The 20,660-nt window shown below is 50.8% G+C and carries 17 protein-coding genes; 5 read left to right on the forward strand and 12 right to left on the reverse strand.

The annotated features are described in order from the left end of the window. Positions 1 to 5: 5 nt before the first annotated feature. Entirely contained in the window at positions 6 to 1,166 is a 1,161-nt protein-coding gene (locus AC1931_RS03590; RefSeq protein ID WP_483875858.1) for a hypothetical protein, read from the forward strand. A 244-nt stretch (positions 1,167 to 1,410) separates the two neighbouring features. On the opposite strand, the gene AC1931_RS03595 is transcribed toward AC1931_RS03590, so the two are convergent. Both AC1931_RS03595 and AC1931_RS03600 read right to left on the reverse strand, forming a co-directional pair. Then, entirely contained in the window at positions 1,411 to 1,635 is a 225-nt protein-coding gene (locus tag AC1931_RS03595) for a hypothetical protein (protein ID WP_483875859.1), read from the reverse strand. Positions 1,636 to 1,750: 115 nt separating this feature from the next. Beyond that, positions 1,751 to 4,669, reverse strand: a complete 2,919-nt coding sequence (locus AC1931_RS03600; RefSeq protein ID WP_483876163.1) for a TM0106 family RecB-like putative nuclease — start codon at positions 4,667 to 4,669, stop codon at positions 1,751 to 1,753. Between the two features lie 117 nt (positions 4,670 to 4,786). On the opposite strand from AC1931_RS03600, the gene AC1931_RS03605 reads away from it, so the two are divergent. The 3 genes from AC1931_RS03605 to AC1931_RS03615 are packed head-to-tail and all read left to right on the forward strand — an operon-like array spanning position 4,787 to position 7,288. Further along, positions 4,787 to 5,161 (forward strand): hypothetical protein, encoded by a 375-nt coding sequence (locus AC1931_RS03605; protein ID WP_483875860.1) that lies wholly within the window; start codon positions 4,787 to 4,789, stop codon positions 5,159 to 5,161. Between the two features lie 47 nt (positions 5,162 to 5,208). Further along, entirely contained in the window at positions 5,209 to 6,627 is a 1,419-nt protein-coding gene (gene istA, locus AC1931_RS03610) for an IS21 family transposase (RefSeq protein WP_483875861.1), read from the forward strand. Next, positions 6,611 to 7,288 (forward strand): ATP-binding protein, encoded by a 678-nt coding sequence (locus AC1931_RS03615; RefSeq protein WP_483875862.1) that lies wholly within the window; start codon positions 6,611 to 6,613, stop codon positions 7,286 to 7,288. Before istA ends, AC1931_RS03615 begins: the two co-directional genes overlap by 17 nt. A 175-nt stretch (positions 7,289 to 7,463) precedes the next feature. On the opposite strand, the gene AC1931_RS03620 is transcribed toward AC1931_RS03615, so the two are convergent. The 6 genes from AC1931_RS03620 to AC1931_RS03645 form a co-directional block, all read right to left on the reverse strand. Then, positions 7,464 to 8,006, reverse strand: coding sequence for a hypothetical protein (locus AC1931_RS03620; RefSeq protein WP_483875863.1), 543 nt, complete (start codon positions 8,004 to 8,006; stop codon positions 7,464 to 7,466). A gap of 22 nt (positions 8,007 to 8,028) precedes the next feature. Beyond that, a complete protein-coding gene (locus AC1931_RS03625) occupies positions 8,029 to 8,400 on the reverse strand; it encodes a DUF6697 family protein (protein ID WP_483875864.1) in 372 nt (123 codons plus the stop codon). 109 nt (positions 8,401 to 8,509) lie between these two features. Beyond that, entirely contained in the window at positions 8,510 to 9,433 is a 924-nt protein-coding gene (locus tag AC1931_RS03630) for a hypothetical protein (RefSeq protein ID WP_483875865.1), read from the reverse strand. Beyond that, positions 9,433 to 11,040: an AAA family ATPase gene (locus tag AC1931_RS03635; RefSeq protein WP_483875866.1), complete on the reverse strand. Its 1,608-nt coding sequence runs from the start codon at positions 11,038 to 11,040 to the stop codon at positions 9,433 to 9,435. Before AC1931_RS03635 ends, AC1931_RS03630 begins: the two co-directional genes overlap by 1 nt. A 9-nt stretch (positions 11,041 to 11,049) precedes the next feature. After that, positions 11,050 to 11,424 carry a helix-turn-helix domain-containing protein gene (locus tag AC1931_RS03640; protein WP_483875867.1) on the reverse strand — a complete coding sequence of 125 codons (375 nt, stop codon included), beginning with the start codon at positions 11,422 to 11,424 and terminating at the stop codon, positions 11,050 to 11,052. A gap of 241 nt (positions 11,425 to 11,665) precedes the next feature. Then, positions 11,666 to 12,277, reverse strand: coding sequence for a DUF6933 domain-containing protein (locus tag AC1931_RS03645; RefSeq protein ID WP_483875868.1), 612 nt, complete (start codon positions 12,275 to 12,277; stop codon positions 11,666 to 11,668). On the opposite strand from AC1931_RS03645, the gene AC1931_RS03650 reads away from it, so the two are divergent. Continuing rightward, positions 12,269 to 12,433, forward strand: a complete 165-nt coding sequence (locus tag AC1931_RS03650; protein ID WP_483875869.1) for a hypothetical protein — start codon at positions 12,269 to 12,271, stop codon at positions 12,431 to 12,433. The genes AC1931_RS03645 and AC1931_RS03650 overlap by 9 nt on opposite strands. A gap of 122 nt (positions 12,434 to 12,555) precedes the next feature. On the opposite strand, the gene AC1931_RS03655 is transcribed toward AC1931_RS03650, so the two are convergent. From AC1931_RS03655 to AC1931_RS03670, 4 genes are all read right to left on the reverse strand, one after another. After that, on the reverse strand, positions 12,556 to 14,499 hold the full coding sequence (locus tag AC1931_RS03655) for an AAA family ATPase (RefSeq protein WP_483875870.1): 1,944 nt from the start codon (positions 14,497 to 14,499) through the stop codon (positions 12,556 to 12,558). Between the two features lie 74 nt (positions 14,500 to 14,573). Next, complete coding sequence (locus tag AC1931_RS03660; RefSeq protein WP_483875871.1) at positions 14,574 to 15,752, reverse strand: restriction endonuclease subunit S; 1,179 nt, start codon at positions 15,750 to 15,752, stop codon at positions 14,574 to 14,576. Then, positions 15,749 to 17,269: a type I restriction-modification system subunit M gene (locus tag AC1931_RS03665; protein WP_483875872.1), complete on the reverse strand. Its 1,521-nt coding sequence runs from the start codon at positions 17,267 to 17,269 to the stop codon at positions 15,749 to 15,751. Before AC1931_RS03665 ends, AC1931_RS03660 begins: the two co-directional genes overlap by 4 nt. After that, complete coding sequence (locus AC1931_RS03670; RefSeq protein ID WP_483875873.1) at positions 17,266 to 20,637, reverse strand: DEAD/DEAH box helicase family protein; 3,372 nt, start codon at positions 20,635 to 20,637, stop codon at positions 17,266 to 17,268. The genes AC1931_RS03665 and AC1931_RS03670 overlap by 4 nt, the downstream gene beginning before the upstream one ends. Positions 20,638 to 20,660 lie beyond the last annotated feature (23 nt).

The following is a 20,660-nucleotide window of genomic DNA, read 5'->3' on the forward strand; positions in this document are numbered from 1 at the left end:
AGCAAATGATGAAATATTGTGTCTACCAACTACAAATTGAACTCAGTCAGGAAATTGATAATATCGATAAGGTCGTTGAACTGACAGACAAAAGCCTGCTCCAAAACAAGTTTGTAGATCGATACACTAACCTATGGATTCAGTCATTCAATATCCTCGGCACCTGCTTTTATCCTGTTATTATCGTGGTGCCATCTCACGTTAGAAATATGGCAAAACTAGGGTGGGTTTATCATATTAAGCTTACGTGTAACCAAGAAAATTTCACACGATATACCGATCTAGTTAAAATCAATCATCAGAGCCTTATCAGACACCTTAAACCTAAATACAGCCGCACCCTGGGACAACCTAACCAACCATTTTATGAGACAATTTGTAACAATCTTAAACATTTCGACCTACAATTGATCCTCCCAGACAAAAGCCATTACGATGATATTGACAGCAATATTTCCTCTCTGCTCAATCTTGCTCCATTTACCATCAATGCTGAAATCAAAGTTCTCGAGGAACCAGAAACACAGCCTCGGCAGAATGATTTTAATTTCCTATCAACTGACACAAGAGGAATTCCTACAATCCTTCCACCTGATGCGGGATTTCAAACCAACGATAAAATTAATAGCCATACAACAGATATTCTTGAGCAGGTTGAACATCCTCATTGCCCTGAAAAAGCCGACCAGACGACACTACTTCAGGAGAAAAAATCTACATCTTCAGAGCTGGTTCCCTCAGAGCTGGTTCCCTCAGAGCTGGTTCCTTCAGAGCAGGTTCCTTCAGAGCAGGTTCCCTCAGAGCAGGTTCCTTCAGAGCAGGTTCCTTCAGAGACAATTCCATCGGAGTGCGAACTGACGGCCCCCCTGACAACACCAGTCCAAAATTTAATTGACTCTGAAAATGAAATAAGAAGGCAGCTGCAGGCCAGACCATTTTCTGTAAGATTGGAAACATTTTCTACAAAAACAAGTCTTGCCAGCCTTTTGTTCAACTTTAATTCAAAAAAAGCTGAAAAATTTTACTTCGATATAGAATCTATTGAAGCAATTTCCAACGATTTTAACTTTTATCGGCACAATGAATTTTACGTCAAAATCATTGATCCTCGTGGCTCTAAAAGCCAGATTGCTCTGATCAGATCTGACAATAAAGAGCGAAATTAAATAAATGAATCGCTTACAATAGTTGCTGTCGAGAACCTACAATCGATGACAGCTGAAAACAAGCTATTGGTTTATTTCTGGCAGTGCACGCCGTGGGAATTGGTTATGATTTTTGATGTTAAGAGCCACGCAGAAAATCAATATCAATCAGAGTGGATTTTCCTGACAATCAACTTCATCTTAACCCGGGCTATTCATGAAATCTCGAAATGCATACGCAAATTGCGAGAAGCCGTGTTGAATGTCAGGGCAACTTCTGACATGTTTTCCCCGATACATCGGGAAATAAAGGTTCCACTTTGTCGTTAATAACCTGCGCACCACCAACAATTTCTACAATCAGATAAGCATCATCAGACCTTTCATCGGCAGCCTTCATTGCCAGGCGGGATGCTTCTTCATAGGCTTTGCCGATGGTAGCGTGGATATGTCGTGGTTTGGTTCCTTGCTTACCATGGCGGAACACCATGAAACCTGACTGACGTTCATTATTCTTCTCCTAACACGGGCTGAATATCTACTGTAAAAGCTTTGATCACTTAACCGCCTGCTGAAAAATTCACTATAAAAAAATATACTGTCAATTAGGGCGGTTCTGCCGAATATTCCAATTTTACGTTCTCGTTTTCAGAATATTCCGCGACCCAGCAAAGCGTGTTGACCAAGGACATCTGCTCCACCGTATTACACTTGATCGCCATCAGCTTAGGGTTGGCAACTACCAGTGCCAAACAGCGGGCCCTGGAGATGGCGACATTGATGCGATTTTTACTGTAGAGGAATTCGATATGTCGGGGCAGATATTCACCGCTTGACGTTGTCATGGACAGGATCACTGCTTCGGCTTCCTGCCCCTGAAATTTATCGACGGTACCGACCCGGGCGTCATCCGGAAGTTTTTCCTTGAGAAGATTCACCTGCATATTATAGGGCGCGACAATCAGGATATTGTCGGCAGTCATGGGGTGAGTACTGCCCTCCCGGTCAACATAGTCCTGCTCCAGCAGACTGTGATAAAGATCAACGACCAGTGCGGCCTCTTCTTCACTGCGCTGCCCGCAGCCGTCATGGTCTGCCGGAACAAATGAAATCCCGGTGGGGCGTAATGCCGCATGAGCGTTGTCATTGAGTAGAATCTGCCGCTGTTGATTGCCGCTTTCCGGTTTCAGGCGACTGTCGTACACGGCATCCGAGATAAATCCGCAAACATCCTGGTGCATACGCCAGGTGATGGCCAGAAAGACGCCACGATTCTCAGCAATGGTGGCATCCCCCTGGAGCAGATAGTCCAGGGTCGATTCTCCCGAATGACCGGGGTGGACTCCCTGAATTGGTTGCTGCAGTTGCATCTGGTCACCGAGCAGGATGATATTCCGCGCACTGGTTCCCATGGCGATCAGATTAGCCAAGGCCACCTGCCCTGCTTCATCGATAAAGAGATAATCCAGAGTCTGATCCATATCAGGATCGGCAAACAGCCAGGCCGTTCCGGCGATCAATTGTGCCCCTGAAAACACTTTGGTCGTGGTGTTGGTGATGCGCCTGCCGTGGTACAGCGTGTCCTCCCCGGAGCTTTTTTTGATGCCGGTAAAGTTGAATCCTTTGTCATCGGCGCGTTTTTCCACCCCGGTCAGCAGATTATTGATGGCCTTATGGCTGTTGGAGGAGATCCCGACCCTGGCGCCCTGTTCGAGCAGATCAACGATGACATGGGAACCGGTATAGGTTTTTCCGGCACCAGGTGGCCCCTGAATAAACAGATAGCTGTCCTGTAATCGACTGACAGCGTCACTGACCTGTTCGGTGAGTCTCGATGGGTTGGAAATGATCGGACTGTCCGGTGTCCATCCCTCGATGGTTGGGTGTTGTCTGCCAAGAATAGCTCTTAAGGCTGCATAGTTTCCATCTGCGGCGATGATACTGTCGGCAAAGCGAAACAGGGCCTCTTTTAAAGGCTTGGTGCTGATCAGTCCGGTAGCGATAATAGACAATTGCTTCGGCAGTTCATCCTGCTTATTGCCGATTTTCAGGCGAATAATCCGTTGCTGTTCATCAAGGGATTCGATGGTTCCAGCGGGTGTCAGGGTATCGGCCCGCAGACACTGATCCCCTTCTTTGCACTTAAACTCCTGGGCAGGATACCGATAGGTGTACAGCGTCGACCGCTTTATTGGTTCCGGCGGGTATTGTTCCATAGCTGCTAAACCGCCGATCGATTCAGGATCGTCGATCAATTCATCTTCGCTCATTTCATGACGGGCAAACATGGCCCACCAGACCGGTTTTTCTGCACGGCGATGAAAATCAAGGAGCTGAAAAACCAGTTCACGAAAAAAAGCCTCGTCGTCCCATTGGCTGCGGTCTTCGGGTAGAGAACCAAGCAACTGCTGTTGATAGTCGGCCAGGCGCTCTTCCGTTTCGCGTACCTGGTCGCTGCGGGTGTCTACTTCTTCATTATCCTCAGCCAAATCATTAAACCAGATGGCATCTTCCGGGCGAATGCCCAGCAGCCATTGCTGCAGCAGATAGGTCGAACGGCAGTCATCTTCATTGTAGTCCTGAATCTGCTGCAACAGTTGGGGGTCACCGGACTCCTTCCAGTTCTCATAGTAGACAATACTGGCACCGGCATTGGTGACCTCACCGGCACGTTTTTCCATATAGAAGGTTTCGAGGTTTTTGATGGAATAACGGGGTTCGGAGATCAGGATTGCTTCGCGAACCACCTTGTACAGATCCACCAGTTTGTTACTGCGGAGCAGGTGATCAACCTCGGCCTCGCAGGTGCCATGCAGCGACATCAGTCGTTTCAGAGCAGTCTCTTCGTAGGGGGCATAGTGGTAGATGTGCATACGTGGGAACCGGGCAAGGCGCTCCATGACAAAAGCCATGAAATTTTGAAATGCCTTGCGTTCCTCCTGGCGATTGTGGGCCCAGAAAGGTTTGAATATTTCCTTGCCCTGATCGAAATAATAGAGTCCGAACAGATACTCAAGTCCACCCTCTTCCAGGGGATCCCCTTCCATATCGAAGAAGAGATCCCCCTCATCGGGTCGAGGCAGACGTTGGAACCCGCGCTCTTCTAGCGGATCGACCTCCAGATATTCATAAATATCCTCGCCAGACGTTCTGTGCCGATGTTGCAGGGCGGCCTGACGCTGGAGTTTGTGCAGGGTCGATGGCAGCATGCCGGGGACACGGGTGGTTTCAGGGTCAACGGTGGCTAACGCTGCCAGGGTGCTGATGTCGGTAGCGCACAGTTTGTTGATCTGGGCCTTATTGATATTGGCTACCTGACAGAGGTGGTCATCCTGCTGCCATTTGGTGTTGCAGATCTCGCGCCAGTGGCACATGTCACAATGGGAGCAAGGCTCAGGATAAGTGGATGAAGGTCCTGAATCGACCTGAGCGAGGAAGCGGGCTTTGACGGTGCGGTAATATTTGAAGAAATCGGCCAGACGATAACTCTTGTTAGCAATAACGTAAACGCCCGCATTTCTGATAACGCTGCGGGCGTGTCTGTTTAACCCGCCATTTTTCTCTCATCACCTGAATTCAACCTTTGCATTCGTTTGTTTCTGCCTCAATCCTTTTCGGAGTTCATTCCCGGGAGGATCGAGATGGCAACTCGTTGCGAATTCTGTGGTCGTTTTTTCGTTCCAGACCGGCGTGTCGGCAAACGCCAGCGGTCCTGTTCCAATGTGCTGTGCAAAAAAAAGCGTAAACAGGATGCTCAGAAGCGGTGGGTTGCAGAGAATCCCGGTTACTTTTGCGGCCGCTACGAGGTGGTGAAGCAGTGGCGGCTGCGGCGAGCCGTGATACAAGACGAGAGACCACCCGCCAAGCCAGTGCTGAAGCTGGTTTTCATCGTCCCGGCGGACCGGCCGGGGATGATACAAGACGAGATCCTCCTGCGCAGGGTGGCCCCGGCAGCGTTTGCGGCCACTGGGCTGACGAAAACCATGATACAAGACGCGATGGCCCTGGGGCCTTGAGACGTCGTAGGCTCGTGGACATCTTTTTCTCTTTCGGGAGGATGGCCATGGACGATGATTCTCGCGATGAACGCGATGCCTTTGTGCTGCATCTGCGGCAGGTCGAGGGCTTGAGCTGCCGGCAGATCGCCCGCCGGATGGGGATGTGCGCCAAGACGGTTGCCCGGGTGATCCGGGAAGAAGGCGGCTCGCCACAGCGCAAGAACGATGCCGGCATCATGGTGCCTTTTGCCCGCCTGGTGCGGGAGTGGTACGCGACCCACCCGACGCTCAAGGCGACCCAGGTGTTTGAGCGGTTGCGCAGTTATGGTTTTGCCGGCTCTTACCCCACCGTGGTCAAACAGACCCGCCCCCTTCGCGTCAGGAAACCGGCCATGTTTCACGAACTGGAGTTGCTGCCGGGGGAAGAGGCGCAGGTGGACTGGATGATCCTGACCCTTCCCGGTCAGACGATGTACGGCTTCGGCTACATCCTCGCCTGGTCACGTTCCCTGTTTGTCCGCTTCTATCCCCGCATGAGCTTCGAGTTTTTTCTCGCCGGCCATCTGGAGGCTTTCCGGGAGAACTTCGGCGTTCCCCATACCCACCGCTACGACAATCTCAAGAGCGTGGTGCTCAGCCGTCGACCTCATTTGGTGCTCAACCCCCAATTCGTCGACTTCTCCCGGCACTACGGGTTCACCATCCACCCCTGCACACCCTACCGGGCCAACGAGAAGGGGCGTGTGGAACGGGTGATCCGCGATATCCGTTCGTTTCTGGCTGTGGAGTCCTTCGCGACCCTGCAGGAGCTCAATCGGCTGGTGGACCGCTGGTGCCGGCAGCGTAACGCGACGGTCCACCGGTCCACCGGGAAACCCCCTTCCGAACTGATCTTCGATGAGAAACTCAAACCGCTGCCGGCCATCGCTTATCTGCCGCGCAGGATGATCACCGGCAAGATCGGCCGGACCGGTTTCGTCGAATTCGAGACCAACCGCTACTCGGTCCCCTCCCGCTTCAGCGAACAGACCGCTGTGATCCTGGCCTATCCGGACCGGATCGAGATTCTGGTCGGTGCGGCCTGTGTGGCCACCCATCCGCGCTCCTTCGGCGCCCGCGAGAAACGGGAACTGCCGACCCATCGTCAGGACATTCTGCGAATCACCCCGCTTTACCGGCAGGAGCGCATCCTGCAACTGATGACCGGAATGGACCCCGCCGTCGCCGGACTGCTGGAACACAACGGTCACTCACCGGCAGTCGCCCAAACCCTGTTCCGGCTGCTGGTGCGGCATCGCAAGCCAATGTTTCTCTCGGCGGTCCGGGAGGCTGTTGCACAGCAGGTCTTCCGGGTTGATTACCTTGCGAACCTGCTGGAACGGCCGCTGTCCCCGGCGCCTTGCCCGGTGACGCCCCAGGACGGACGTTTGTTGCAGATTGCCTATCAGGAACGGAGGCTCGATAGTTATGACCAACTTGACTGATCTGTGGCGAGGGTTCCGGTTGCTCTCCGATGCGCAAACCTTCTCCGTGGACGAACAGGCCTTTCTGGAACGCTTTCTGACCCAGGAGGCCGCCTTGAAAGAGCAGCGCCGCATCACCTTCCTGCTCCAGCGGTCCGGTATCCGGCGCATCAAGCTGCTGTCCGACTTCGACTGGGCATTCAATCCCAAACTTCCCCGGGAAAAACTGCAGGCTTTCAGAAACGGCCCCTGGCTGCAGCACCCCTGCAATCTGGTGCTGGTCGGCCCGGCCGGCGTTGGTAAGACCCATCTGGCCCAGGCGCTCTGCCATGAGGCCGTCATGGCCGGCAAGCAAACCTTTTTTATCACGCTCTTCGACCTGATGGCCAAGCTTGGCAAGGCCAAAAATCTTTACTCCCTGATCGATTTCTACGCCAAGGTGCCGGTGTTGTGCCTGGACGAACTCGGCTACGCCTTTCCCTCCAAAGATCAGGCCGACTGCATCTTTCAGATTATCGCCAAACGCACCGAAATCCAGACCACTCTCGTCACCACCAATCTGGTTCCATCGCAGTGGGGCAAGGTGTTTGACAGTACCACCGCCTCGGCCATTCTTGATCGGCTGAGTATGAACGGAACGTTTTTGACCTTAGAAGGGAGATCCTATCGAAGCAAACGCTAACGAACGACCAGGAGAAACACCAAAAGAATCCCACGAAGGCCGGGACTCGGAGCAGATCATCACGTTTCCGGTCCCAAAGGGCATCGTTTATCCAACGTGACGAAGCTCAACGCACCGGTGCGCCAACACGCACACAACAACGCCCGCAGCGTTATCAGAAATGCGGGCGGTTTGATTATCGCTTACAACTCTGCTCGGTCAGATCGCCCAGGACAACATGGATATGGTTTGGGATGACGCCTTGTACGTTAGCAAGAAGGTCGGAATAGAAGCAGAGTTGGATGATGAACTTGGCTTTGGTTTTACGGGCCAGCTTGGTATCGATGACCTCGTAGCTGTAATCACCCAGGGCTGAAGGACGTTCAACCCGGCGCAGAAAATCAACCACACCAATGAGATTATCCGTCCGTAGACACCCCTGAAAGATGACGGCAGCACCAGCGGCCATGGCTTGATGAGTTGCTTCAACCGCCTCGGCACTTTTACGGTTATCGGCCTTGATATTGACAACGTCGATCCCTTTAGCCTGCAGGGCCAGCAGATAATTTGACTCGTGCTCATATCCCTTTTTCTGGATCAGTTGTGTCTGCTCATCGTCCTCTACCTTGGGTAGCGGCGTGTCGAGGTTGATCAGATTCAGGGAGGTGAGATGCTCACATTCGAGATAATCGACGAGATCACTGGCGGAGTAGATGTAATTGACCAATCCTGATGTCAATCGAGTCACTCCATCCTATCTTTTAATTCCATTTCTCCAAACAAAGTGCCCATCGAATGGGTCTAGCTGCGATTTCAGCCCATTCCCTAATCTTCTTTGGATCACGATCTGCCAAAACCGCACGGTAATCTCCAATATATTTCCAGCGATCGGTAAACTCCTTTAGGAAAAAGGGAGACGGGTCCTTTTGTTTGAGTAACAATTCAGCTCTTTTCTCCACGTCGGCCCCAGGACCAACAAAAATTAGCTCTGGTGCGAACGGGTTCAGGTCCAAACGAACACATATTGCCGTAATTTTATTGCTGACAGTAGGAAGGTAGGGCTCAATTCCGCCGCCTAGAATTTCATGAATTTCCCTACGCGTAAACTGCTGACCAATTTCAAAGTGACTCATCCCAAGCCTCCTGCTCAATACATCTCTGGATGTTTACCGTGCTTCATGCCAAGGTGTTACACGATAATCTGAAAGTAAAACGTCCTCAATTTATGCTGATTCTAAGATGTTAATCGGAGCCGATCACGGAAATAGAATCGACCAACTGAAAAGAATTGGAATTTGTTTGGAATTTCTGCCAAACCTCCGACCAGGTTTCTTCTTCAAAGATAGAAACTAGGGTTGTCTCCCCTGGGTCTCCTGTGTCTAACCCCCAATCAATTCGAATTCCTCCCTTGTCAGTCAAAATACAACGGTAATGAAAAAAGTCTCCCCGGTAGGCTTGGTCCCATCGAAAAATTTTTAAAGTCACCCCGCCGGGTATCATGCCTGCAAGATTTTGATTGCAGTTTTTTTGAAAATCTTGAAGTCGTTTCTCTTTCGCCTTTCCATATTCATCGTTGTGAATTCCTGTATGGAACTCAAGGATGGGCATTCTTTCGCGGCCTATAGTGGCTAGCTCAATGAACTTTTTCAGCGACCGCTGCCATTTTTCCAATTCAGGATCAAAGAACTTATCAACAAAAATGATATGTTCAGAAATCTGAAGAAGACAGGCAACCGCTTCTCCCAACGCTTCAGCTGTGCGGGGAACTGACTTCTCACGACGTACTGTCCAGCGGGGGATCCCGTGGCTGAGTTCCTCAGCAAGCAAAACGTACTCAGGCCTTTCCGCTATTGAATTGACGATCACTGCGTGAAAGGGGCACCCATCGGAAAACTGTGACAGGGCATTGGTAACCCAGTCCACTGATCCATCATAAGGACGGCCTGACCGAACAAACCCATGTTTTTTGAGCCTGTTTAGTTCAATTTCCAATCGTGCTTTTTGGGTGAAAGAAAAATTGTTGCAGGAGAGAATGACTCTTTTAGGCCAATCTTTCGGAAATTTTGCAATAAGTCGCCCCTTGGAAACACCAAATTGTTCAATCAAATATTTAAAATTTTGCCATTCACTGAGACATGCCGGCTCGACAGCATATTCGTACAACATCAGAACAACTCCCCGGCCCGCTCTTCAAAGAAACCCTTGGGCCAAGAACCAAGAGAATCGCCATCCTCGGAAATCAGCAAGTTTCTAATAGCCAGACCATCTGGTGAATGCTCAATGTAATTAACTCTAACCTGCTCAGGCGCGAGAGGGGGCGTACCCGGCGGAAGATCATCTTCGTTTGTTTGACGAATCCGCTTTAGCAGCCGCAACAATAGGTGTTCGCTATGGGTTTCTATGATGAACATTTTATCCCCATTATCGGCAGCGCTGATGAACAAATCTCCTAGATTGACCTGCAGGGCCGGGTGGATATGGAGCTCAGGCTGCTCAACCATAAAAATTCCGGTACCTTTATCAAGAGCACCCACTATCACCGGAAGGACCTGTGATATGCCAATGCCGATATCCTGAGGAAGCACTTCCAATTGGCGTTTTTCGTCAATCAGGACCAGACGCCGTTCTTCAGGGAGACTTTCAACCTGGATAGCAACATCCTCATCCAGGAAATCACCGGAAATGAGGAAGCGGTATAGGGGTCCTGCCATATCTAGCTTCTTGAACCTATTCAATTCTAGACGATAGCCAGCATTGAGCCGATCTTCACGAGATAGCCAATCGCTGACTTCTTCGATAAACGGCTCATCTGATTTGTAAAGAATATCCCAGGCCGCCAGACCACTGGCCCAGCGGGATTCGTCCAGCGACCGAACGGCACTGAAATGACGGGGAGGCGTTTTTCGGATTGGGCCAAGATACCGTCCCTTTTTAAACTCGTTGAGCAGGAGTTCGCCCGGGCCAACTATAAGCTGGCTGAGATATCCCAGAAACTCCAATGTGTCTGACTTGAAAAGTTTATCTTCACTCGACGGTGCAAAGCATTCCGGGGGGACGACCAGTGCTTTTCCCCAAGGGGGCAAAACAGTCTGCGTGTTTTCAAGCATCAAGTTAAGGTCGTCACCTTCTCCCACAATACTTTTATTGACGATCCTGTCGAAAACCTCAAGGATATTCCAATCCGAACAGATCCTTATGACTTCCTCTAAAGAAGGATGATACAGGTTTAGCTTAGAAATGCGTACCCGTTTCCCATCATCACCACACTCAATGGATGCCACTTGTGGCCCATTAAGCCCGGTAGAATATGAAGTTAGAAGAGGCTTTCGCAATAGATGACTCCAGCCGACCTCAAGCTCCACCCACGCAGAAGAGATCTCAATCCAATCTGCCAGATTAAAGTTTATTTCAAGACGGTGAGAACCCCTTAGCTCTGTATCATAGTCATTATACTCGCTGACAAACGCCGGATATTCTGGGAGATCTGAATGATCCAGGCCCAATTCAACCCTTAATCTAATTCGACGAGAAAGATCATGATTATGAACCAGGTTGGCAAAACCACCCAGATTCAACGAATCATCGGCACCAAGACACTGGTCGGCATCCACGTTGCCGCGCTCCAGGATCTCGCGGAAATAATGCAGAGCCTGAATGATGGTGCTTTTTCCCGCACTGTTAGGTCCGAAAAACAACGTGATTGGCCTGAATTCGACACGCACCGGATTGCCGATACCTTTAAAGTTTTCAATGGTCAGAGCAGTTATTTTCATCTGATGTTCTCAGCCGGCAAGGGTTACTGTTTGAGCAAATAGGTCGACATCCACGTTACGCCTGCACACTTCGTGTGCCTTCTCAAAACCGAAGGATTGAAGTAGAGGTCCACATACCTTCTCAAGGTGGCAAACAGCCTGCCAAAGCTCAGGCCAGAGGGAACGGAACAAAACCAGAGTTTCTTCAGGGTTTGCTCCATAAGCCTGAACGAAATCTGCAAAACGATCGATAGGGACCCTTGATCGACACCGCTCAATCATAGAAATAAAGTTCACGTTCTGATACCCGAGACGGGCAGCTATGTCTCCCTGGGAGAATCCTTGGCGTTTGCGTAGCTCGATCAGCAACTCGCCGGCCTGAATTCGGTTTAGGGGGTAGTGCATAAATAGTTTCTCCTGAGAAGATGTTTTCATTTTCGTTTTCGAGCAATACGCTATAGCAACCTATACATGTTGTGGTCTATAGCGAGAGACGTGCCAAGTCCATTTAGCAGAAAAAGCCACTGTTATCGTTGAAGATTTCAGCTATCAAAGACAGGGCCAATTCCAATACAGTAAAATATTTTGTGAATCTGCAAATTTTCTTATTGAATAGCTGAAAGGCGTCAACACCATGACAACCTTATCAGGAGTTGGTACGTCCCTTTATGAAGTCCGCCAGGTTCACCACATTTGACCTGTCCTGCAGTTCCAGCAGGGCCAACAGTGAGTCGCGCCATTTCTTTTGCGGGTAGAAATAATCCTTGTCGCCACCACCATACTTGCGCAAAGTGTCGTTGATCATGTTCCCCATAGCGAACACCTCTTCTGTCGATTCGGGCAGGCGTTCGAACCGATACTTATCGAGATACTCAACTTCATCGGCCACCTGGCGGATGTGCGCCTGAACACTTCGGTTAAGTCCTTGAGAACAATAGACCGATGCGCATTTCCTGGTGACCGCAGAAATCAGTTTTTCCCGCTGGGCAGCAGGCAGATTACACAGCCAGCTTGCTTCAGCAATGATCCGCGAGCGTAACAGTTGATCGAATCCGGAGAGATCCGATTTTTTTAGTGTCGAAAAAAACAGAGCGTAACGACTGGACTCTTCCATGACGATGACGCATTTTTTCCGCAGCAATGTAATGCGGTGGGCGTACCAGTGCCAAGTGTGATTCCCGCCTGATTCAGCGGGAAGGGTATAACCGGCCTTGATCAGGTCATCACCGAACAGTTTGCTGGTATGCAGATGGATCACATTGATAACTTCAATTATTTCATCCGCTTCGGTGTTTGCGACAAGGCCGACCCTGCAGCCGACTTCGAAGTTTTGCTCGTGCGTCCATCCTGGAGGGTTTTCGACGCTGCGCTTGCGGCCTTAGAGCTGGTCTGCTTTACTGGCTCCTTGGTTTGACTCAATGCACTCCCTGCGGCTTTTTTGGATAATGATCCCGTATTGCTAGAGCGCAATGTTTTGGATGCACTACTGGCAGCTTTTTTACTTGTGACTTTTTTGTTCGTCGGCATGCTACCTCCCTATTTCAGCAAACAGTTCAAATCGGAAAAAATCTTTTCGAACCGATCAATAACTTCATCAGAAATCTGTTCTTGAAGCTCACCCAAATGCTCCGAGAAATACCGTGCAGGGCGATAATGGTTAAAGCTCTTACCGCCGAAAGATGGCCTCAGCGCCACAAGCACTCTTTTTACATTAGACTTAAGGTCGTCTAGAGAAATCGCTTTTTCGAATTCCTGATTCACCAGATGGAGATAAAACTCCCGATCAAAAAGATCTTCTAAGTCGGCCTCATCTGCATCTACATATTGCGCGAAGGTCAAAAGGCATTTCTGACGCAGGATTTTTTGTTTTATCAACTGCTGCGTTACAGAATCAGTATGTGGGTCATAGTCCATTAGCGTGGCAATATTCATCCGCTTTTGACTGCCTAACAAAGAGACAAATACTGGGATTTTTCCAGCGCCGCCTGCCGGGGTAATCGTCCATTTTTCTGAAAGCGCCGTCTTTCCCTTTTGCTCAAGCAAGGCAGACATGGTTTTCAGGTAGATCAGATCGGAGGGGCCTTCAACGACAAGGGTATTGGGACCGACAAAAAGAGTTTGATGAATTTCGTAACCTAGCGCCCCCTGTAATGGAAACAGGGTGTCATCGTTCACTGTCAGGACATCACGAGTCACTTTTGTCCCTTCACCTTCAGGGTTGATGGCGTCTGTTTCCATCCCGTTATCCTGAACAAGGCGAACCCTCTCAAAATGTGAAGAATCAACCAAGAACGGGGAATGTGTCGTATATATTACCTGATGACCAGGCCGTAGTTCTTCTTCAATATAATCAAGGAGATCAGCCTGAGCCTTGGCATGAAGGGAAAGTCCCGGTTCGTCTAGCAATAAAATGAGAGGAGTATCGTACTCCTCTTTCTGTTGCCCGAAGTAAGCCAGGAAAGAAAAGAACCATACAAACCCACGAGACCTGCGCCCCATTGGGGTGGTCGCCAGATGTTTCGTGTCATAGATTTCAGCCCAAAGATTGATTCCACTCTGCATGCCTTCGGGGTCTTCTGGTTTTGCTTCCCGCACATCGAAACGAATCTGAAGATGATTGTTTTGCGACCAGTAGGTAAGCAGATTTCTCGTTAAACGATTGCCAGCCCCCTCAAGTTTGTTCTTCAAGTCCTGAGTGTTCGTGGCTGTCAGTGCCCTATCCAAATCGATACGTGCATGCTTCAGTAAGCCGAGAAGGGGCCGATCTGCGTCTTTGAGAGCTTCACTATCCCTTCTGCCTTTGAGAGCATTCAGATTCTCCTGTCCGCGCATCTGGTAGTATTCGTCAAAATATAGAAATTTCGGGACATGTTGCTTCACATATTTTTGATAAATAAACTTGCTAACTCCTCCGGCCTTTTCTATCTCAGCTACAGCCTTTTTGATCTGAGAAACATCTTCCTGCTTACCCTCTTCCTCTACACTCACGACAAATGCGCTGAGATCTTTGAGGGATTTACACTTTTTTGCTTCAGTTGCCGTGTCTTGGGGGAGATGTGCTGCAATGAGGTGCGATACAACTTTTTCTTCTGAAACCGCAAGATTGAAATACAAGGTATTGTCATAGCCCTTGGACAGCTCAAGCTCACGTGAGGATAAAATCTCATTGGGATAATCCTGTTCGATTTTTTCAAGATCGGCATCTGCCAGCTCGAAATGAGCGCGAATCACAATTGCCGGATCACGTCGCCCCTGTTCCACATCATATTGATAATCGTCTACCTCGGCCCTGGGATAATCATCCGTAGGATTGAACTTGCCATCTTCTGGGTTGATTGGATTTAACCGATAGAGCGCATCCAGCAAAGCTGTTTTGCCAGATTCGTTTTTCCCTACAAGACAGGTCACCTCTTCCGCATCGATGAGACCAGAATCTTTAACCGAACGAAAATGTGCTACTTGAAATGATTTGAGTTTCATTTGATCCCTCCTCCAGTTGATAGGCTATTTCACTCGTATCTTTTGAAATATGTTCCCTCTGCTCCTCATTTTTACTAAAGCTCTCCTCGGAAGGCGCGCTGGACGAGGGAGTTGAAAAGGTTTTCTATTTCCTCTTGATTCGAAAGAAGCTTTTCAATTGCCGCTATTGTTGAGGCCAGCCTCTTTGAAAACTCTTTTTGCATCGATAACGGTGGCAAACAACAAGGGTAAGCAGCAAATTCCTTCCTATTAATTTTCGGAATATTCGCTCTTGACGAAAGAGTTTGGGTGTAATTCAAGAACGAGTCCGACAGCAGGAGGTACCAAAGGAATTCCTTTGTCATAAGCTCGTCGTCTACCCTTACGGGATAAACATCTGCGCTACAGAGACCGGAAAATCCAGGAAGAGCTACTTTACGTAGTAAAGGCCTTATTTTCGAATAAAGAACATGTCTTTCATCGAAAAGAAACTTCCCGCTAATCAGCCCGTCCTCCTTCGCTGATTTTGCTGGCATTAGTCTGCCTGTAGCCTTTTCGATGCGATCTGGCCCAATGTGCAAAAGATCCTGGTATTGCTCCTCGCGTGGTTCAACCATGGGAGCATCGATAAATGTAATCTCGCCTATCGGCCTCACCTCCCACCCCATCGGATTCGTGACCGGGTCGCCGAACATGTCGAGGAAGACGGCGCGGAGGAAGTCCTCGGTCAGGCGGATGGCTTGCTGCCGCTTGCGCCGGATGGCGTCTGCCTTGTCGAGGATGGCGGCGATGCGGCGCTGTTCGGGGAGTGGGGGAAGAGGGATTTCAAATTCTTCTAGTTCACTTTTCCGAATATTTTTAATATTTGCGCCACCAGATTTTTTGCTCCAATTTCTAAAGGCAGAAGACCTTAGAAAATGAAATAAATAACCGGGTTCGCATACTTTCTTTTTGGCACGGATTCCTGCACAAAAAGCACCGAAACTTCCTTCCCAATCAGACTCGGCCCGAGCACATTTCCCAACAATGTCAGCACTCCCAGAAGAGGTGCACATTATCAAGTCATCTTTCTTGATGAACTGTTTTTTGGAGACCTTCCCTTTAGGCACCCAAACTAAATCGGCATTTAAGAGCAAACGGTCTTGAACATTTCCGGCACGAATAACTGGTACCGTAAGTTCTGAACCTGCTGGCTCCCCGTCAGCTCGGCTGAATGTTACTCCTCGAATAACATCAGCGATATCGCCTAAGGATAGTTTCTGAAGAGTGCTCATCCCAGCAAGCCCTCCAACTCATCCAAATCCTGCTGAATCTCATTCTCCAGTTCACGCAGCTTCGCCAGAATCACCTTCGGCGCTTCGTACTGCACCTCTGCGTAAACATCCTGCTTGTAGCGGTTCAGCGACAGGTCGTACTTGTTGTCGCGTATCTCTTGCGCCGGCACGAAGAAAGCTTTGGCGGTGCGGTCGGTATCCTGTTTCGGATCACGCTTTTTGAACCGCTCCAGGCAATCGGGCAGATCGTTGGCTTCAATCGGTGTACGCTTGTCATCCAACGACAAGCCATCGGCCTGCACGTCGTAGAAAAACACGTCGCGGGTTTCACCGCCTTTGGTGAACACCAGAATCGCGGTAGAGACACCGGCGTAGGGCTTGAACACCCCGCTCGGCAGAGAAATGATCGCTTCCAACTGGTTCTGGTCGACCAGCAGCTGCCGCAAAGCGACATGCGCCTTGCTGGAACCGAACAACACACCGTCCGGTACGATAGTCGCCGAGCGCCCGCCGTTTTTGAGCATTTGCAGAATGCGTACAACAAACAGAAGCTCGGTCTTCTTGGTTTTCACCTTGGCGAGCAGGCTGTTGTCGACATCCTCAAAATCGAGGCTCCCCTTGAAGGGCGGATTGGCCAGCACCACATTGAAAGCGTCGCGGGAGTGCTGCGGAAAGCGATCGGAAAAACCGCCGCTCATGGTGTCCTGGTAGTGAATATCTGGCGCGTCGATGCCGTGCAGCAGCAGGTTCATGGCGGCAATGCGCAGCATGGTGATATCAAAATCAAAACCATGCAGCAGACCCCTCTGGACATGCTCGCGATAGTTTTCCATCAGGTCACCGGTGTAGACTAGGCTGCCATCCTCTTCCTTTAATACCCCCTCGGGAGAGGTGTATTTCTTTTGCAGGTAATGCATGGTTTCCACCAGGAATCCAGCGGTGCCACAGGCCGGGTCGCAGACGGTCTCGCCTGCTTCGAGGCTAGGATCGAGCATTTCGACCATCAGCTTGATAATGTGGCGCGGGGTACGAAACTGCCCCTGAATGCCGGCAGTGGTCAGCTTGGCGAGCAGGTATTCGTAGAGATCCCCTTTGGTATCCCCCTCGGTAAGTGGCAGCTCATCGATCATGTTGACCGCCTGCACCAGCAACGCCCCTTTCTGGATCATCAACTGGGCATCCTTCATATACTCGCCAAACTTGGCCCCATCGACAGAAACCGTGCGAAAGTGGGGAAAGACCTTGTCGCGGATGTGCGGCAACATCTGTTCGGCGGGCAGGTTTTTGAAGCGGTGCCAGCGCAGTGCCTGCCCCTCGTCATTATCGGGAAAACGCCGACGGAAGGGTTTGCCGGTGCGGCTGGCTTTTTTCTCCTCCCGTGCTTCGCCGATATCGAGCAAACGGGCGAACATCAAAAACGAGATCTGCTCGATCACGGTGAGGGGGTTGGTGATGCCGCCGGTCCAGAAGTTGGTCCAGAGGGCGTCGACCTTGGATTTCATTTCACTGCGTGTCATAGGGTTGCTCTTGCTCCTTGGGGCTTGAATGTATCAAGAATGCAGATCAGTTCATCGATCTGGCTTTCATCGCTAAAAATGCCATCGACGCCGTCGCTGGCGAGTTTGGTAAAGGGGGGTTCGTAAAGCCGTTCCAGCTCGATTGCGCCGTACTTGCTGATGTGGTTCTTGAGCATGGTCAGGAACAGAACCTGGTTGGAGCCAAGTTTCGGGTATTTCTGGACAAAATGCTCAAAGCGCTGGTTGACCGTTGCGGCATCCATGCCGATGATGCGGCGCAGGATAAAGTCGAGGGGCTGGGCTTCTTCATAAAACTCTTTGAGAAGGTTGATATCCACCCCCGGATGCTGGGTGAGGATCAACGACGCCAGGGTGTTCAGGTCGGTCTCGCTGACCGGCTGCCCGGCGCGGATTTTCTTCAGGGTCAGGTTACTGTCAAAATGCTCACGCAGTGCTTCTTCGACCTGCTGGCGATAGACAGACATGTCGACTTCGCGGATGCTGGTTTTTCGCTGCTGGTACTTTTCGTCACCGTCGGTGATATCGATCACTTTGGGATTGGGACGTCCACCTCCACCGCCAATATCATGATGATGCATGATGCCGCGCAGTTCGGTGCGGACCCGCTCCAGATCAACAATAGTGATAGACTGCCAGAAATCCGCTGCTTTGATCTGCTTGATCAGTGCAAACTTTTCCTGAACCGGGTTCAGATGCATTTGCAGCAGGGCAACCCGGTCGAGCAGACGATCCTTCAGATCACCCAGACGACCACTTTCGCGCAGCAGTTCCAACTTCATCTGGGTTAACAGCAGGTCGTGGTGGTAGGCGTCAACATGCCCGGCTAGCTTGATCCACTGCATCAGCGGAGCGACCTCGTTGCGCAGGATGATCACGGTGGCTGGCTTGAACTGCTCCAGTACCTCAGGTCGAGAAACGCTGGCCTTCTCTTTCCATTTTTCGCGCACGGCAATGGTTTTTTCCGGCAGAGAATGGATATCTTTACCGATCAGCTTGACCGCCAGCTTGAAGCTATCGAGGTCGGCTTTGTTCAGTGCAGTTTCTGCTAACTCAATGCGTGCCTCGAAGATCTGCTGCATCAACGGTTTGCCGGGGATAGCTTCGGCCTCGGGCTTGTTCTGCTCGAAGAATTCGAAGTTGCCCCAGTGATCGAAAATTCGGAACTTGGTTTTGTCCTTTCCTGGCCCGAACATATCCTTGCAAAGTCGGGTGCCGCGTCCAATCATCTGCCAGAACTTGACCTTGGAGCGGATCGGCTTGGCGAACACCAGGTTGACCACGGAGGGAACGTCGATGCCGGTATCGAGCATATCGACGGAAATGGCGATGGTCAGCTCCTTGCTGCCGTCGGTCTCCTTGAAATCATCGATCAACTGTTCGGCCCGGGGGTCGTAGTTGTCGATGACCTGGCAGAATTTGCCGCCGTACTGGGGATACATTTCATCAAACAGCTGCCCCAGCAGCACTGCGTGGTTATGGCTGCGGGCAAAAATGATGCTCTTGCCGGGGTGTTGGCCGGTGGCCTCGCGCAGACCGTTTTCCATCAGGTTGCGCAGGATTGCCCGGTTGGTCTCTTTGTTGAAGATCTGCCGATCGACATCATTGGAATCCACGTCGAAACTTTCCGGGTTTTCGCCATCTTCTTCGAGCTGCTGCTTCTGCTCGTCGGTCAGGTCGGCGTACTTGATCCCTTTGCGCAGAAAGTTGGTAGTATGGGTGAATACTTCGTAGGGAACCAGATGCCCCTCTTCGACGGCACGCTCCAACGGGTAGTAGACCGTGGGGTTCTTCTCCTCGCAGCCAAACAGGCAAAAAGTGTTACGGGCAATGAAGTCGACCGGGGTGGCGGTAAGACCGACCTGAAGACAATCGAAATAGAGAAACAGTTCGTGGTAGCGGTTGTAGATAGAGCGGTGCGACTCGTCGGCGATAATCAGATCGAAAAAACCGACGTCGAAGGTGGTAAAAATCTTCTGCATCGCCGGATAGGTGGCAAAGTAGACCCGCTTGGTGCGGTCTTTGGCGGTGCTGGCGGTGACATAGGTGGTCGGCTCACCGATAAAATCATCAAAAGCATTCTTGGCCTGTTTACGCAGCTCACGCCGGTCGCAAAGAAACAGCACCCGCTTGACCCAGCCAGCCTGAATCAGCAGATCCGTCAGAGCTACAGCAACGCGGGTTTTGCCGGTACCGGTAGCTTGGACGATCAGGCTCTTACGGTGGCCCTGGTCAAAACGCTCGGAGACCCGCTTAATCGCTTCAATCTGATAGAGGCGGGTGGTGATCTCTTTTTTCGGCAGCCGCTCAGCCAGCTTCTGCCGTAACTGCCGCTGCTGAAGGTGATACTGCATGCTGTCTTTCGAATAATAACCATGCACCTGACGCGGCGGGTAGTTTAGGGCATCGTCCCAGAGCCAGGTCTGGTGGCCATTGGTGTAGAAAATCAGCGGGCGCTGACCTTCATTTTTCTCAATGCCATCGGCATAAAGTTGCGCTTGCTTACGCCCAATGTTTGGATCTTTGGAAGTCTTCTTGGCCTCAATCACCGCTAACGCCTTGCCGTTGTCTTCTCGCAGGACATAATCGGCATAGCCAAATCCGCTATTCGTCGGTTGGTAGGGAACTTCCTCTTCCTGCACCACTTCCGCCGTGCTGATACCTTTAGCACCCACATCCCAACCGGCTTCGGCAAGCATCACGTCAATCAGGCGATGACGGGTTGTCTCTTCGTCAAACTGCAGGGCATCAGCGGCTTTTTTGCCTTCATGGAGCAAGGCAGCCAGCTCTTCACTTTTCTTTTCTGCTGTTTTGACCGCAGCCCGCTGCTGCTCCAGTTCGTCGAGCAGGAGCCTCATCTGTCCCTCTTGTGCCTGGAGTTTCCGCAACGCCTCTTTACTGGCCTTTGCCTTAGTGCCTACAGGCTGGTGAACAACTGGGACCGGTGCGTAGGTTGGCAAACTGGCTTTGCTGATGTGGCCAAGGACAAGATGCAGCCAGCAACCGAGATCGAAGCAATCGCGGAGGCATTCCACCGATTCTTTCACGCTGATGGGCTCGCCGTGCACTCCACGGTTGCCGATTTTTCTGAGCAGGTGAATTTTGTCGAGGACGACCTTCGGCACCATTGCGATGAAAGATCCGTTGGTCAACAGATCAACAAACTTGGACTGGTAGGGTTTCGGCAGTTGCTTGCTTTGATAGATTCGCTCGACAGCCTGCTCAGCGAAAAGTCTCATCTTTGCTACCGCGCTGGCCGGGTCGCTATGCAGATAGGTTTCTGCAAAGCCACCCAGATCGGCCAGTTCGGGAGCCCCCTCCCGCAGGAATTCAAAATTTTGTGATGTCATGATTTCTGTGCTCATGCCCCCCA

This window comes from Pelovirga sp. C15f, from assembly GCF_057178085.1.

What these genes read in the sequence shown, in the direction of transcription:
- AC1931_RS03590 (WP_483875858.1), top strand. Translation starts at nt 6, where the DNA reads ATGATGAAATATTGTGTCTACCAACTACAAATTGAACTCAGTCAGGAA.
- AC1931_RS03595 (WP_483875859.1), bottom strand. Translation starts at nt 1,635, where the DNA reads ATGGTGTTCCGCCATGGTAAGCAAGGAACCAAACCACGACATATCCAC.
- AC1931_RS03605 (WP_483875860.1), top strand. Translation starts at nt 4,787, where the DNA reads ATGGCAACTCGTTGCGAATTCTGTGGTCGTTTTTTCGTTCCAGACCGG.
- istA (WP_483875861.1), top strand. Translation starts at nt 5,209, where the DNA reads ATGGACGATGATTCTCGCGATGAACGCGATGCCTTTGTGCTGCATCTG.
- AC1931_RS03615 (WP_483875862.1), top strand. Translation starts at nt 6,611, where the DNA reads ATGACCAACTTGACTGATCTGTGGCGAGGGTTCCGGTTGCTCTCCGAT.
- AC1931_RS03625 (WP_483875864.1), bottom strand. Translation starts at nt 8,400, where the DNA reads ATGAGTCACTTTGAAATTGGTCAGCAGTTTACGCGTAGGGAAATTCAT.
- AC1931_RS03630 (WP_483875865.1), bottom strand. Translation starts at nt 9,433, where the DNA reads ATGTTGTACGAATATGCTGTCGAGCCGGCATGTCTCAGTGAATGGCAA.
- AC1931_RS03635 (WP_483875866.1), bottom strand. Translation starts at nt 11,040, where the DNA reads ATGAAAATAACTGCTCTGACCATTGAAAACTTTAAAGGTATCGGCAAT.
- AC1931_RS03640 (WP_483875867.1), bottom strand. Translation starts at nt 11,424, where the DNA reads ATGCACTACCCCCTAAACCGAATTCAGGCCGGCGAGTTGCTGATCGAG.
- AC1931_RS03650 (WP_483875869.1), top strand. Translation starts at nt 12,269, where the DNA reads ATGGATCACATTGATAACTTCAATTATTTCATCCGCTTCGGTGTTTGC.
- AC1931_RS03655 (WP_483875870.1), bottom strand. Translation starts at nt 14,499, where the DNA reads ATGAAACTCAAATCATTTCAAGTAGCACATTTTCGTTCGGTTAAAGAT.
- AC1931_RS03660 (WP_483875871.1), bottom strand. Translation starts at nt 15,752, where the DNA reads ATGAGCACTCTTCAGAAACTATCCTTAGGCGATATCGCTGATGTTATT.
- AC1931_RS03665 (WP_483875872.1), bottom strand. Translation starts at nt 17,269, where the DNA reads ATGACACGCAGTGAAATGAAATCCAAGGTCGACGCCCTCTGGACCAAC.
- AC1931_RS03670 (WP_483875873.1), bottom strand. Translation starts at nt 20,637, where the DNA reads ATGACATCACAAAATTTTGAATTCCTGCGGGAGGGGGCTCCCGAACTG.